This is a genomic window from Microcystis sp. M31BS1 (genome assembly GCF_020245285.1).
Taxonomy (GTDB): domain Bacteria; phylum Cyanobacteriota; class Cyanobacteriia; order Cyanobacteriales; family Microcystaceae; genus Microcystis; species Microcystis panniformis.
On sequence record NZ_JADBVE010000365.1, the window covers coordinates 1 to 13,437 of the forward strand.

Genomic DNA, 13,437 nt, shown 5'->3' on the forward strand with positions numbered 1-13,437 from the left:
ATCTTTCCGAAAGTCCTTGACTTGTTTCAGTTTTTCTATTAAGCTCAACATATATTTTAAAAGTTGCCGGTCACTTCTCATTTTACCTGATAGTGATCGCTTTTACTTTTGATATTCTGATGGGAGAATGAAACAGCCCTACCCGTTGGGGCGTGGCGCCGCCCCCAAACCCCGGAGCGCATTAGTTTTCCGGTGGGATGCTTACACGCAGCTGCTGATATATTTGTAATAATTTAAAAGTCACTGATAATTGCTGATTGTCCGTATTTCTGCAAATGTGAGATGCAGCCTCAACCCTTTTTTAGTCCTGTTGCTGCTAGAAAAATAGCCCCTAGAGTTTATAGAGTTCTTGCATAATTAATTTTTGAGAGTTCAAAAATGAGAAAAATAGACATAAAATTGCGTAAAATCCCTAAATAGAGCATTTAATTGATTAATGCTCATTCTTAATTCTCCTGACGACCGGCTACTGGCTCCTGACTCCTCACCTAAAGGAAGATTTTTGATTTTTGCAAGAGGTCTTATGACTAAAATTGTCATCATCGGTGCGGGTATAGTAGGGGCCACCATTGCCTACGAATTGAGCGCCATCGAAGGATTAGAAATTACCCTCATCGATGAAAAAAAACCGGGACAAGGAGCAACCGGGGCAGCTTTAGGGATTTTAATGGGGATTATCAGCCATAAAACTAAAGGTAGAGCCTGGAAACTGCGGCAAGAAAGTTTAAAACGTTATGAAACCCTCCTTCCTGAGCTAGAATCCCTCACCGGACTGACTATTCCCTGTTACCGTGATGGCATTGTCCTCCTGCGATCGAGTGCCGAAGACGAAGAAAATTGGCGCAAGTTAGCCCAAATCCGCCAAGAACAGGGATATTGTCTAGAAATCTGGGATAAAGAGACTTTGAAGCAAAAATGTCCCCAGGTGGCCGGGGAGCATCTCCATGGTGCCATCTATTCTCCCAGTGATCATCAAATTAATCCGGTCCTGCTCACGGAGGCTCTCGTCGCTGCTGCGGCAAGAAGGGGGGTTAAATGTCAATTTGGGGTAAAAGTTGAAAATTTCGGGAAGACAGAGCTTCATGGCTCTAATTTGAGGCAATGCACCCACGTTTATAGTTCCAATGGTATAGAGGAAAGCGACTTTTTGGTTCTTTCTGCGGGAATCGGTTCCACTGCTTTAACTGAAACTCTTAGCCATCCAGTGGAGATCCGACCGGTTTTAGGGCAGGCTTTACAGATAAAATTGACGCAACCTTTAGAAAGTTCCGATTTTAAGCCGATTTTAACGGGAAATGACCTGCATATTCTGCCTTTGGCCGGAGCGGAATACTGGATTGGAGCAACGGTGGAATTTATGGACGAAAAGGGCGAAATTATCCCTGATACTGCCCTATTAGAACAAGTGTATCAAAAAGCGATCGCTTTTTGTCCCTCTTTGGCTGCGGGTGCGATCGTGCGTACTTGGTCCGGTAAGCGACCGCGACCGGAGAAAAAATCCGCTCCCATCATCGAATATTTGCCCGGATACGATAACGTTATTCTGGCCTCGGGACACTACCGCAACGGGGTTTTATTGGCCCCTGCTACCGCTAAAATGGTCAGGGAAATGTTAAGTGGTAAGTTAGGGTTTACTGAAAAAGTTTGTTGATGGGGTTAGGAGTCGGTCGTCAGTATTCTCCGAGTCAGGAGATTATTTTTATTTATTCTCCCCTCTCCCCTCTCTACAATAATTACTCGCAGCCAGAAATACGTTGGGTTCTTATCATACTTTGTGCTTTTTGTCAAAAAAACTTTTTTTTTGCAATAAAACTACATAAAAAAAAGATCATCGTTGTGGGTGAAATTGACTGATTTACCCGTCTTAATTAGGATCACCTTCTAGGTGTGGCAAGGGTTTCAAGCACTGCTGTCCAAAAAGGCACAAAACAACCCATTATGAAATTCTATCAAATCGCTGTTACCTTCATAACATCGTTGTTAAATAAAAATCTTTCTCAATTAATTTTTAAGAATTTATAAATATTGCGTAATGTTAATTTAAATATTCTCAAGTTTTTGCAGTCAATAAATAATTTTTGCTTATCTTTGTCGGAGAATAGAACTCCTGCAACAATCCAACATCTACCATTGGGTTAGGAGTCAGTTATCAGTTATCAGTTATCAGTTCACTCAGAAAACTCCCCACACCCCACACCCCAATTCCCCAATTCCCCACTCCCTGTTATCGGCAGCCGATGACCCTATCTGACCAAGAAAGACAACAACTCTGTGACACTGCTCGGGAAGTGGCGAAACTTTCCTATTCTCCCTATTCCCGTTTTCGGGTGGGGGCAGCGGTCTTGACAAATAAAAAGATTTATGCTGGTACTAATGTAGAGAACGCTAGTTATGGCTTGAGTTTGTGCGCGGAAAGGGCAACTTTAGCGCAAATAATCGCAGCGGGCGATCGAGAAGTACGGGCGATCGCTATAGCCTGTATCGATGGGAAGGATGATATTAGTCAGTTAACTCCCTGCGGAGCCTGTCGTCAATGGATAGCCGAATTAGCACCGCAAGCGGAGATTATTATCTGTGGAACTCAGCAAAATTATTGTTTTAATCTCTCGGATTTACTGCCTTTTTCCTTTCGTTTTTAACTGTGGGTAAAGTATAGGGTTTAAGGTGCTACAACGCCATCACCTTGAGGCACTTTTGGCTATGAGATAATTAATGTATGCTGAACAAACCGAAAGCATAAATACCGCATCATCTTTTGTTACGGCGCTATGATCAGTCAGTGCATGGCGTATTCCCGATTCATCGCTTGTGTATCCATATAACTTGGACAAAGCCTCCTTTAGGACAGGATGAAGATACCCCATTTCTTCAATTTTCTTGATTGATTTCCCAAGTGTAGCTTTTGGATCACCCGTAAAGTCTCTACAGGCAGATTCAACCGCAGATATAGATTCTTTTATTGAATTACGATAATCTGGGTCTTCTCTATCGTAAAGAAATCTAACGGATGTTGTTATATGCGTGGCAGCACCAGCAAACTGATTTTGGTTTGCCGCATTTTCAATAGAATCTCTTGTATGTTCATCAATTAAGTCTGCCACCTTTCCATCAACAATTCTATAGCCACAGTTGTCTCGTTCCATAACACTGTTCATAAATTCGGTCATACTCCTAACTATGTTTTCGTCCTTTTCGTCAAAAGAAGATATCAGGCATTCGATGAAATCGTAAACCTCGTTCCACTTAAACTGGAAAAAGCGCTCACGGATAAATTCAACAAGTTTAGGCCAAGAAGTTGGGCATTCATCAAGTGGCATCTTAAAATAATTATGCCATAACCGCCTTAAGACAATCTCATGGCGACAATTGCCTTTCTGGACGTAGTACAAAGAACCCGGTTCTACAAATTTTAATGATATAGCAGACCATAACCCATTACGCAATCCCCTATCCATAGAATCTATCTGGACAGGAACCTCCGTCGGTTGAATATTTTTTCGTTGTGAAAATGTCATTGTGTTCTTTTTGGATAATTTTGTCCCCTAACTATTAATTCAATTATAGCAATTCTCATCCTGTTGAAGTACCAAGTCTCTTGTTTGAGAAAACAGGGAACAGAGAAAAAGGAGTGAGAAATCAATAGTTTAAGTGAGGTTATATCATGATACTGGTAAACTCTCTGGGTAGATTAAAAAGACAGGGTGAGCGTATCTCAAACGCTATTGACAATTGGCCAATTTTGTGAGTCGCTTGCTGTGTAGGCATTTCAAGTAATACCAGTCAATCATAAAAGTTACGAACTCGACCCATTTGGTCGATTATTGCTTAACAATTGAGATGGCAAATTATAAGCAAATATGCCTGAATTGTCCTCTGGGTAAGCAACCTCAATAAACTTCATTTTGTCAAGGATTGTCAAGATGCACTTACCCTAGATTAGAGAAACCAATTTTCAATCACTAAACCCTGAAAATCTTTAAAATCGTCAACATTATTGGTAACTAAAGTCAAATTGTTGGTAAAAGCAATAGACGCTATTTGAGCATCGACAAAGGCAGGACTCTTACCAACTTTAGATAAGCTTGCCCTTTCCCGTGCGTGATATTGGGCTGATTTTAAGTCATAATCGAATAAAGGTAGATTGGCTAAAATAACATTATTTACATAATCTTCTAGGTCTTGGCGTTTTTTGGACAAAGGAAGTCGAAAACAACCAAATAATAGCTCATGGATAACCAGAGTAGCTGTGGCTATTTCCCGTTTAGATAACCTGAGCTTTGTCATGACCTTCTGATTAGGTTGAGGTCGTTTAGCCTCTGACAAAACATTAGTATCTAGTAAATACTTGAGAGTCATAAATGAACATCTCTCCCCGTTGACTTGTCCCGTAAATTATCAAAAGTATCATCATCAAGACTTGCCAAATCTACCCTTTGCCTAAAATCTTGCAAGGCTGACCAAAAATCATTAACCTCTCTAATCTCTACTAATATCTCTTCATTATCGGGAAAATCAACTTCCTCTAATAACTCAATAATTTTGCCTTTTTTAATTCCTTTAACTAACATAATATCAACTCCTTCTAAATGATCTGTATCGTAGAATTCAACATAGAGATAATCATCAAAAATAGTTTTTGCTTCCTCAATTGAGACTTCGTGCTTTGATAGATTGCGTTCTGCCTTATTTTTATCCCAGTCAAACTGCATAAAGCCATTATACTGCTACTCACTGAAACTGATGGCACATTTTTGATATGTTTTGTCTATTACTTGAACGGGATATATTCAACTGTATTGAGCCATTCGTCAGGTTCAGAAGCCTTAGCAATCAATTCTAAATCCTTGACAAATTGACCAATAGTGCCTCCAAGTTGATGACCAAAAATTAAACCTGAAAACGGTTTGCCTGTTAGTTGCCAAGTTTCCGCTAAAACTCTAAAGCGAATGTCTTGGGTAAAGAGAATGCGCTTAAGCTCAGTTACTCTTAGCAAAAGTTGATCATCAGGTAGTTGTTCGGTTCCGTCTTCAAATGCTGTTAATACATCTATGCCTCGGCGACGCAACTGTTCGGTAATTGCTTGGGGAACATGAACATCCATGTACAAGGCAATAGTCATTTACAGTAGCCCTTTTGCTTTCATACGAATATAAAAAGGCGACTTGGCAGCTTGATGAGTCATATTTTCTTGTACTTGTTGCCATTCCAGGGTGATTTCTTGGTCAATTTCTTCTTGATGGTCAAAATAGTAACCCATGGCTGCATGAGCTTCGGCTAGGGTTAAATAAAGGTGTTGACGACAGATTTCTTCTACGGACCAACCATAGGCGATGTAGTCCATGACAATTTGAGCAACCCGGATACGCGGTAATCTTTGTAAATGTGCGGGTTGGTCGTCACTTTTTTCTATGTGTGGATAGGTTAGAGCTAACATAGGGCCTCTAGTTAATTGACTTGACCTATTCTAACAGTTTTAGGTGTTGCTGAATCAAGATATGAATGCCAATTGTGCATCCCATCCAAAAGTTATAGTCATTTCAGATAAGTCTGATACATTAGACCGTTAGGTGAGGAGTCAGACTTCGCACTGAACAGATGCGATCGCTATTATTCTCGTTTCTGATGGCCGAAGATTTCTTCAGTCTGTTATAATGGGTGTGTAATTCTGGATCAGATCAATTTGGTTAGACAGAAATATCGCAATATGTCCCAATTCAGATTAGGGCTGGCAGTATCATACAATCACCAAAGTTGATCAATTAAGTTAAACTAATTTAGTAACCCTATGGAAGTCAATTATGTTTGTTGAAACCATTGAGGCAATTGGTACAGGCGTAGGCGTAATTGAGATTTCGGAGAAACTATTTCCCACATTTAAGAGAATTTTTGATTTATTGAAGAATGGAGAATTAAAAATTGCAATTTTTGGTGCTGGTGGCACGGGTAAAAGCACCCTCGGTAAGCTATTATCGGGTGAGTTTGAGTTAAGCGGTCTCCTGCAAACTTATCAAGAGTCAATATCAATTGAACAGTACAAGCTGGAAAGTAATAAGATTGGCTCAGTAATAGTTGCCCCCGGCCAAAAGCGTCGAGAAGATACTTGGGATGATCTTTTAAGAACTTTGGTCGGTGGAAAAATTAAGCTAATTATTCATGTGGTGTCATGGGGTTATCACTCCTTTGGAGAGTTTAGCTATACTCAGCACCGGCTGTATCAAAGTGGTATGACTTTAGAGGAGTTTCTAAGAGAATATGCGGCAGTTTGTCGTAATCGGGAGTTAGATGTTTTAAGAAGAATAGAGCCACATTTATCAATTGCTGATCAAAGAAAAACCGTAGTAATTACTTTAGTTACCAAGCAGGATCTATGGTGGAACAACAGGTTAGAGGTTAATAAACACTATGTTGAGGGAGCCTATGAACAACTTATCCAAAATATTCGTAATCAGCGAGGAGCAAACAATTTTATTCATGAATATCGCTCTACTTCATTAGTAATGGAAAACTTTCTTTCAGGAGATAATGAGTTACTGATACCAACTACCCAAGGTTATGATCAACGATTAAAAGTTGCCAATTTTAGGTATTTTCTTAATGCGATCGAGTCTCTTTTTCAAATCTCATTGAGCGTTTAGGAGAAGTAAGCTAATGGCTATTTTTGATCAGGAAGACAGAAAGCTGATTATCTCTTTGTTAAATGAATACTCTGAGAAGCTTCTTAATATATGCGAACAAATAGATAGGCAGCAAAGAAACTTCGATTTTTTATGGTTGCTGTTAACATTTACCTGGACGATGGGTGTTTATTGGTTATTTTCTACAAAAATAATTACAATTATTACAATTCTTATAATAACTATCGTTTCGCAATCATTCATAATTTACATTTATTTTGGAATACAACAGCCAAGGCTAGAATTACTACAAAGAAAAGCTTCAATAATATCTGCAAAACTTGAGAAAGTTATACGGGCTGCCTCTCAAGCTCAGGAACATACTACCATGGCAGGAGGTTTTTTCGGCAATCTTGAAGTAGATTTGCGTTTATCAGATGCAGAATATGCTCTACAGCACTACAATAATCTGGTCAAAAAAAGAAAATTCTTTTGATATTTATAAGCTCAATTATCTCCTCCCGTAGCGACATTTTTAAATCTTTCTTGGGCAGCAGAAAAAGCCTCTTTCATCACCCTTTGAATCCTCTTAGGATCGGGTTTTTTACCCCCCATTAAATCGCCAAAATAGACACAAGCACCCTCTCCTAGGGCCCAGGTATAGGCAGCGGACCAAGAAGCGGCGATGACACTGCCAAAACCGGGGATAAATTTCACCAATTCCCGACCGATGGCCTGGGCCAAAAAGCCACCAGCGATCGCACTGACAATTCCACCGGCTTGGGATGGGGTTAAGACTTGACCGTATAATTTACCTAAAACCCCCACCATTGACACTTGTAGGGCGGTTAACACGGGCATAGTCGCGAAGGGTAAGGGAATCGCCGCCAAGGTTCCCGCTATGACGGAAAAGGCTAACATATAGCGTCGGGCCACGTCCCGATAGAGATGGCCTAATTTATCGCTGGTTTCCCGATCTAAAAGTTGGTGGATGGTGTTAGCCTCGGCTTTTGGCAATAAATCAGCTAAATTGTCTCTAAATGCCTCTAAACCGTAAAAAACGGGGTTGTAACCGTCTTCCTCTAGGGTGAAATCGACTACCACAGAATTGTCATATAAATCCTTAAAAGTTTCTTTAATTTCTTGATAGGCACGATTGATATCCTCGAAATCGGGAGGATAAGGGGGATGATCAACGGTATTAGGAGGATAAAGCTGATGAAGGCAGGTGACAGCCAGTAAACAGGGTATTTTAGGATATTTTTGCCGCAGTTGCTTGGTAATTTCCAGAAGGCTATCGGTGGCAAAATCATCAATTTTTACCGTCACGATAAAAACTTGGGCGCGTCCCGTGTTTTCGGCTAAATCTGCTAATAATTCCGCGATTATCGTCTCTGTGTGTTGATAGGCATCCCCTAACCCCACCGTATCGGTAAAAATCAACAGGGGTAAATCTTCTGCGGGGTAGGTGTAGCGCTGGGTGTTTTGGGTGTGGGGACGGAAACCTTGCCCGACGATTTCCGCCGAAACTCCCGTTATTCCCCGAATAATCGAACTTTTTCCCGTTTGGGGTTTACCGATTAACAGCGCCTCGGTGGTGGGTAATTCTTGACGGACTTTTTCTAAAATTTCCGCCACTTGAGTGTCACTAACACTAAACCACTGGAGGACAGTATTAGTCAACTGGTCGATGGGGAGTCTTTTCATCACTTCCCCCGTGAGACTATTCCAAGTATTGACCAAAGAATCAATGGGCAGTTTATTAGTCATGGGGATTAGAAGGGTTTATGATAACTAAAATAGAGATTTTCAGCGATAGAATCAGACGATGACAAAAGCCGCAATAACTCCGCAAGATTTATCATGGCCTTTTTGGCCAATTGTACCACTTTATCCCTACGGTCAAAGACGGACAATTCGCAAAGAAGTGGTGAAAGATACGCTCTGGACATTTGAGCAATTGCAGGGTATTTTCTATGTGGTCGTGCCGATTCGCATGACGGTAATTAAGTTAGCATCTGGGGGTTTATTTGTTTATGCACCAGTGGCCCCGACTCCTGAATGTATTCGCTTAATGCGTGAGTTGGAAAGTGAACACGGGGAAGTTAAATATATTATTTTGCCGACGATTTCTGGGATTGAACATAAGGTTTTTGTGGGTCCTTTTGCCCGTTATTTTCCTAAGGCTATAGTTTATGTTGCTCCTAATCAATGGAGTTTTCCTCTTAATTTACCTTTGAGTTGGTTGGGTTTACCAGCAAAACGAACGGAAATTTTACCTGCTGACTCGGCAACTACTCCTTTAGGAAAAGATTTTAGTTATGAAATTTTACCCGCAATCGATCTGAATGTGGGATACTTCTCGGAGGTGGCTTTTTTTCATCACTACTCTCAAACTCTGCTGCTGACTGATGGCATTATTTCTATCCCAGAAAATCCCCCCGCTATTTTAGAATTAGACCCCTATCCGCTGCTGTTTCACGCTAAAAATACGGCTAAGGATTTGGTGGAGGATACCCCAGAAAATCGCCGTCGGGGTTGGCAAAGAATTTGTCTTTTTGCTCTTTATTTTCAACCTCCTGTTTTAGCTGTTCCCAATTGGATTAAGGTCTTTCGAGATGCTTTTACTGCTAAGGAAAAGAGTAAAAAAGCCTATTTTGGTTTATTCCCTTTTCAATGGGGTGATGATTGGCAAAGGACTTTTTTAAATTTGCGTCGCGAGGGGAGGTTAATAGTAGCCCCAATTTTGCAAACTTTGATTCTTAATCGCACTACTGACGAGGTTAGTCAATGGGTTGATAGAATTTCTCAATGGCCGATTAAACAGGTTATTCCTTGTCATTTTGCTAGTCCGATTCAAGCTGATAGTCAAGAGTTTCAGCAGGCTTTTTCTTTCTTGTTAAAAGATTCTTATTTACCTAAAGATGACTTGGAATGTTTAGAAAGTATTGATAGTTTTTTAGTGCGTTGGCGATTGACTCCTCCTCCTGATAAAAAATTGTAATTTATGGCTAAGAACTGCTATAATATATGCAGTTGTTAGTTGATTGCTAATTAAGGTTATGCAAATTCCCGAAAATCCCAGTAATGATGACATCAGAGAAGCGTTGATTCAATTGCGAGAAGAACTTGGTCAAAAAGTTGACCGATTAGAATATAAATTTGATGCCTATCAAAAAGGTACAGATGGTATGGTGAGAATGGCTACTACTATCATCATTGCCACCGCTTCCGTGGTGGTTTTATCTAGTCTTAGTCCTGCGGTGACAGCAATTATCACCGCTTTATATTCTGCTAATGCTCATTAATTAATTTATCGCTAAATTCTGGTGCGTTAGGCTACCTTTCCTGAATTTTTACCCGTTGGTTTAATTGATTCATAGCCAGAGAAATCACCAGATTAAAGAATAAATAGGTGGCCATAACTACTATTAACATCTCTACAGCTTTTCCTGTTTGATTAGCGATGGTACTAGAGATAGCATAAATATCATTATAACCGATAGCGATCGCTAAACTAGAGTTTTTAACAAGGTTTAAACATTCATTAGTTAAAGGAGGAATAATCACCGGCAAAGCTTGGGGAAAAATTACTAATCTCATCACTAATAAAGGTTTTAATCCCAAGGCTTTAGCTGCCTCCCATTGTCCCCGATTAACCGATTGAATCCCTCCCCGTACCGTTTCCGCAATAAAGGCAGCTGTATAAACAGTTAAACCGATTAGGAGAGTAGCAAACTCAGAAGAAAGATGTAAACCGAAGTCAATATTTTGATTAAGAGGATTAACTTGGGGACTTTGCCATTGTAAACCCCAGATTAGAGGAATTATAACTAGGATTAGTAGGCTAGTTAGACATAAACCAAGTTTATTTTTTAGGTATAAAAATACTGAGATAATTATTCCTAAAATCATTATAGCTAAGGCTAACCATGTCCTGAAACTATTGGCAGGAAAAGGTAAATAGACTCCTGAGTTATTTAAAAATACCCTGCCAAAAAACTCTAGAGAGTCCTCAATTTTCGGCAGTTTCAGAAACACAGCAAAATACCAGAAAAATAATTGTAATAATAAAGGAGTATTGCGAATAGTTTCCACATAAATTGTTGCCAACTGACGAATTAACCAATTATCGGACAAACGACCTAACCCGATGACTATTCCCAGACTAATCGCCAAAAATATGCCACTAATCATAATACGGAGGGAATTAACTAATCCCACCAAAAGAGCGCGAAAATAGGTATCGGTGGGACTGTAGGCAATAGGAGAGTCACCAATCGCAAAAGAGGCTGGTCGGTCAGGATCAAAGAGAAAGCCAAAGCCAAAACTTAGGCGCAAACGTTGGAAATTAATCACTAAATTGCGGCCAAAAAACCAGAAAATTAGGCAGACAATTAGCAGAATAATTACCTGTAGAAAAATCTTCTGAAATCGCTCATCGTACCAAAAAGAATTTTTTTGAGGTAGAGTCATATTTATTAAGTAGCTGGTTCTAATTAAATCCCCCCTATATCCCCCCTTGATCCCCCTTGATAAGGTAGGGTTGATTCATGAATCAACCCTACCCTTGATAACGGGGGTGTCTGATAATTTTTAACGCCTACCTACTTATATAGTCGAGAATTTTTCACAAAAGAAATCGGTGACTTTTGGCCACCGATTGAGAAAATCAAAACATATTTAGATAACCCCCAGACGGGAAAGACCGAGGATGACACCGGCGCCGAGGACATGACCAAAACTGGTAGTACCCAGTAAAGCGCCTAATCCCATACCACCGAATAAAGCGGGGGAAGGTAAAGCAGGACCGACATTTTGTTGTTTAATAGTCGCTTTACCGAAAGCAATAGCGAGAATATTGCAGATAATCATGACAATCGCCACTTTGGGACTCCATTCGCTGGAACCTTGTACGGCGGTGGCGGCCATTAATAGGGTTGAATACATTGAAATTCTCCTGAACAGGTCGTTTTAAGTTTTTAATCTTAAAGGTAGTTTTCACCCCAGATCACGGCCTGTTGCAATACTTAATAATCAAAAGCAGAGGAGTCAACAATAAGGCCGATTCGTCTCCACTCATGAACTACTCGCTTAGTACAAATTTAAGTTTAAGCCTACTTCTCTAGCGAAGACGGCTAATCCTTTCTTTTCAATGGTTTTGATAGCTTTGGTGGAGATGCGTAGTTTTACCCAACGGTTGCCTTCCGACCACCAAACTCTTTTCCATTGTAGGTTAGCTTCTTGTAATTTTTTGGTGCGACGGTGGGAGTGGGACACCGCATAGGCGTTATTGGCCTTTTTCCCCGTCATAGTACAGACTCTAGACATAATTTACTCCTGTGCGATCGATGTTTGTCAATAGTCAACCTTTCTAGTTTAACTCAAATCTCGCCAGAAGTCCCCCCTTCCCCTGGGTGAAGTGAACGGAGATAAATTTAACAGCAAGTGGGGGGATTAAGAAGTTGATTAAACCGGTTCACTGCTCAGACAATTTCGACAATTGCATCAAAGGTAATGGTGAGAATATTGTCAACAAATTTAGCTGTAATTTTTTACTGAATAAAAAATATTTTAATAAGTTTTACATAGTTTCTATTATTCTGGTTAATTCATTTTTGTTTTTCCACAATTTTACTTGAAAATCTTGGTATATTTTGGCGATAAAAGGGGCTTGATTACCTTGAGTTATTTTTTCAATTTTATCGATTGTTTCGACAAAAATATTAACCATGGTTTGACGAGGTAAGTTGCCAGAAACTAGAACAAATACTTGAGCCTGATAACGGGCTATCTGTTGAACTTCTAAAATATTTCTACCAATGTTTACATCTTTAGTTAATACTATCCATCCTCTTTGACTAACAATAGGTAGCCACTCCGTATCCGGTGCATCTGGGGCAAAATGGGCATGATGAAATTCAATTTTAACCCCTATTTCTTGCAAAGCTTCACCGATAGATTTTCCTAAAGCGCGGTCGATAAAATAGGTGTATTGATAGGTCATGCCGCTTGCCAATTGCACTCGAATAAAATCGCTTTTTCAATTTGCCAAGGTTGACAATTATAATCATTGGCAATATCTTCTATAGAGTCCCCCGCATCATAAAGTTCTGTGACAACTTTAGTGGGAATTCCTGTTCCTGTGATCACGGGGTTTCCAAAGGAAATATTAGGGTCTATCTTTAGGACTTTATTGCTGAAGTCTTCCCCATTTATGTCGATAGTGGGAAAAAGCCGTGTGGCGATATCTTGTTCATCCCATTCAATACGAGTTAAGAGATTATTTAAGAATTGTTTCATCGTCAATTGTCCCGAACGGGAGGCATTAATTAAATGTTCAAATTGTTCAATAAAAAGGTCAGTTCCATCGGTACTAAATTGTTTTTGAACTAGAGGATGATCGGTGTTAAATTGTTCACTAATATAGTCTAGGGCCAGTCTAACTTTATCGAGAGGGATGTTATGAACTTTGCGAATAACTCTTAAAACGTGCGCTTCCACTAAGTTAGTAAAGGAAAGTTGCGGAATATTCGGATTAGGTCGTTGAATGAGGGGTAAAAACTCTTTTTGTCCTTTTTTTGTGGGGTAGGTGCGTCCTCGTACCCACGTTCTCAGAGTGGGCAAAGGAATATGGAGATAGCGCGCAGTATCGGCTATAGTGTAGGTGGGAACATGATAGAGATGCTCTAGAGATAAGGGAGATGATGCTTTGACCATCGTTAATATTTTGGTGAAGTTGTTGGGATGAGATTATCGCCTATTATTTCATTCTAGCTAATTTTGGTATCCTTGAGGATAGGGATAAAGCAGGATGAGGGCA

The 13,437-nt window shown here is 40.0% G+C and carries 17 protein-coding genes and 1 pseudogene; 6 read left to right on the forward strand and 12 right to left on the reverse strand.

Annotated features, from left to right (window positions below):
* Nucleotides 1-523 precede the first annotated feature (523 nt).
* A complete protein-coding gene (locus IM509_RS20460; protein ID WP_052276049.1) occupies nucleotides 524-1,651 on the forward strand; it encodes an NAD(P)/FAD-dependent oxidoreductase in 1,128 nt (375 codons plus the stop codon).
* Nucleotides 1,652-2,237: 586 nt separating this feature from the next.
* Nucleotides 2,238-2,639, forward strand: a complete 402-nt coding sequence (gene cdd / locus IM509_RS20465; RefSeq protein ID WP_052276051.1) for a cytidine deaminase — start codon at nucleotides 2,238-2,240, stop codon at nucleotides 2,637-2,639.
* A gap of 39 nt (nucleotides 2,640-2,678) precedes the next feature.
* Here cdd and IM509_RS20470 read toward each other — a convergent pair whose 3' ends face one another.
* The 6 genes and pseudogenes from IM509_RS20470 to IM509_RS20490 form a co-directional block, all read right to left on the reverse strand.
* Complete coding sequence (locus tag IM509_RS20470; protein WP_052276052.1) at nucleotides 2,679-3,515, reverse strand: AbiJ-NTD4 domain-containing protein; 837 nt, start codon at nucleotides 3,513-3,515, stop codon at nucleotides 2,679-2,681.
* A gap of 421 nt (nucleotides 3,516-3,936) precedes the next feature.
* Nucleotides 3,937-4,356 carry a type II toxin-antitoxin system VapC family toxin gene (locus tag IM509_RS20475; RefSeq protein WP_052276053.1) on the reverse strand — a complete coding sequence of 140 codons (420 nt, stop codon included), beginning with the start codon at nucleotides 4,354-4,356 and terminating at the stop codon, nucleotides 3,937-3,939.
* A complete protein-coding gene (locus IM509_RS24210; RefSeq protein WP_024970209.1) occupies nucleotides 4,353-4,568 on the reverse strand; it encodes a hypothetical protein in 216 nt (71 codons plus the stop codon). The genes IM509_RS20475 and IM509_RS24210 overlap by 4 nt, the downstream gene beginning before the upstream one ends.
* Before the next feature lie 57 nt (nucleotides 4,569-4,625).
* Nucleotides 4,626-4,709, reverse strand: a pseudogene (locus IM509_RS24415) (BrnT family toxin); the annotation flags it as partial.
* 59 nt (nucleotides 4,710-4,768) lie between these two features.
* The gene (locus tag IM509_RS20485; protein WP_052276054.1) at nucleotides 4,769-5,119 is read right to left on the reverse strand and encodes a DUF5615 family PIN-like protein; all 351 of its coding nucleotides are present in this window, start codon (nucleotides 5,117-5,119) and stop codon (nucleotides 4,769-4,771) included.
* The gene (locus tag IM509_RS20490) at nucleotides 5,120-5,434 is read right to left on the reverse strand and encodes a DUF433 domain-containing protein (RefSeq protein WP_052276055.1); all 315 of its coding nucleotides are present in this window, start codon (nucleotides 5,432-5,434) and stop codon (nucleotides 5,120-5,122) included.
* 364 nt (nucleotides 5,435-5,798) lie between these two features.
* On the opposite strand from IM509_RS20490, the gene IM509_RS20495 reads away from it, so the two are divergent.
* Both IM509_RS20495 and IM509_RS20500 read left to right on the forward strand, forming a co-directional pair.
* Complete coding sequence (locus IM509_RS20495; RefSeq protein WP_002787179.1) at nucleotides 5,799-6,635, forward strand: ATP-binding cassette domain-containing protein; 837 nt, start codon at nucleotides 5,799-5,801, stop codon at nucleotides 6,633-6,635.
* A 13-nt stretch (nucleotides 6,636-6,648) separates the two neighbouring features.
* Complete coding sequence (locus tag IM509_RS20500; protein WP_052276056.1) at nucleotides 6,649-7,110, forward strand: hypothetical protein; 462 nt, start codon at nucleotides 6,649-6,651, stop codon at nucleotides 7,108-7,110.
* An 11-nt stretch (nucleotides 7,111-7,121) separates the two neighbouring features.
* On the opposite strand, the gene IM509_RS20505 is transcribed toward IM509_RS20500, so the two are convergent.
* Nucleotides 7,122-8,384, reverse strand: a complete 1,263-nt coding sequence (locus tag IM509_RS20505; protein WP_052276057.1) for a YcjF family protein — start codon at nucleotides 8,382-8,384, stop codon at nucleotides 7,122-7,124.
* Between the two features lie 58 nt (nucleotides 8,385-8,442).
* Between IM509_RS20505 and IM509_RS20510 the strand changes: the two genes are divergently transcribed.
* Both IM509_RS20510 and IM509_RS20515 read left to right on the forward strand, forming a co-directional pair.
* Nucleotides 8,443-9,618 carry a DUF4336 domain-containing protein gene (locus IM509_RS20510; RefSeq protein WP_052276058.1) on the forward strand — a complete coding sequence of 392 codons (1,176 nt, stop codon included), beginning with the start codon at nucleotides 8,443-8,445 and terminating at the stop codon, nucleotides 9,616-9,618.
* Between the two features lie 58 nt (nucleotides 9,619-9,676).
* Nucleotides 9,677-9,922: a ssr2422 family thylakoid membrane protein gene (locus IM509_RS20515; RefSeq protein WP_004157920.1), complete on the forward strand. Its 246-nt coding sequence runs from the start codon at nucleotides 9,677-9,679 to the stop codon at nucleotides 9,920-9,922.
* 31 nt (nucleotides 9,923-9,953) lie between these two features.
* On the opposite strand, the gene IM509_RS20520 is transcribed toward IM509_RS20515, so the two are convergent.
* The 5 genes from IM509_RS20520 to IM509_RS20540 all read right to left on the reverse strand — a co-directional run bounded on the left by IM509_RS20520 (nucleotide 9,954) and on the right by IM509_RS20540 (nucleotide 13,334).
* Nucleotides 9,954-11,090, reverse strand: coding sequence for an amino acid ABC transporter permease (locus IM509_RS20520; RefSeq protein ID WP_052276059.1), 1,137 nt, complete (start codon nucleotides 11,088-11,090; stop codon nucleotides 9,954-9,956).
* Between the two features lie 207 nt (nucleotides 11,091-11,297).
* The gene (psaK, locus tag IM509_RS20525) at nucleotides 11,298-11,564 is read right to left on the reverse strand and encodes a photosystem I reaction center subunit PsaK (protein ID WP_002734065.1); all 267 of its coding nucleotides are present in this window, start codon (nucleotides 11,562-11,564) and stop codon (nucleotides 11,298-11,300) included.
* 144 nt (nucleotides 11,565-11,708) lie between these two features.
* Nucleotides 11,709-11,945 carry a 50S ribosomal protein L28 gene (gene rpmB, locus IM509_RS20530; RefSeq protein WP_002732080.1) on the reverse strand — a complete coding sequence of 79 codons (237 nt, stop codon included), beginning with the start codon at nucleotides 11,943-11,945 and terminating at the stop codon, nucleotides 11,709-11,711.
* A 253-nt stretch (nucleotides 11,946-12,198) separates the two neighbouring features.
* A complete protein-coding gene (locus tag IM509_RS20535) occupies nucleotides 12,199-12,621 on the reverse strand; it encodes a PIN-like domain-containing protein (RefSeq protein ID WP_052276060.1) in 423 nt (140 codons plus the stop codon).
* A complete protein-coding gene (locus tag IM509_RS20540; protein WP_052276061.1) occupies nucleotides 12,618-13,334 on the reverse strand; it encodes a DUF433 domain-containing protein in 717 nt (238 codons plus the stop codon). The genes IM509_RS20535 and IM509_RS20540 overlap by 4 nt, the downstream gene beginning before the upstream one ends.
* Between the last annotated feature and the right edge of the window lie 103 nt (nucleotides 13,335-13,437).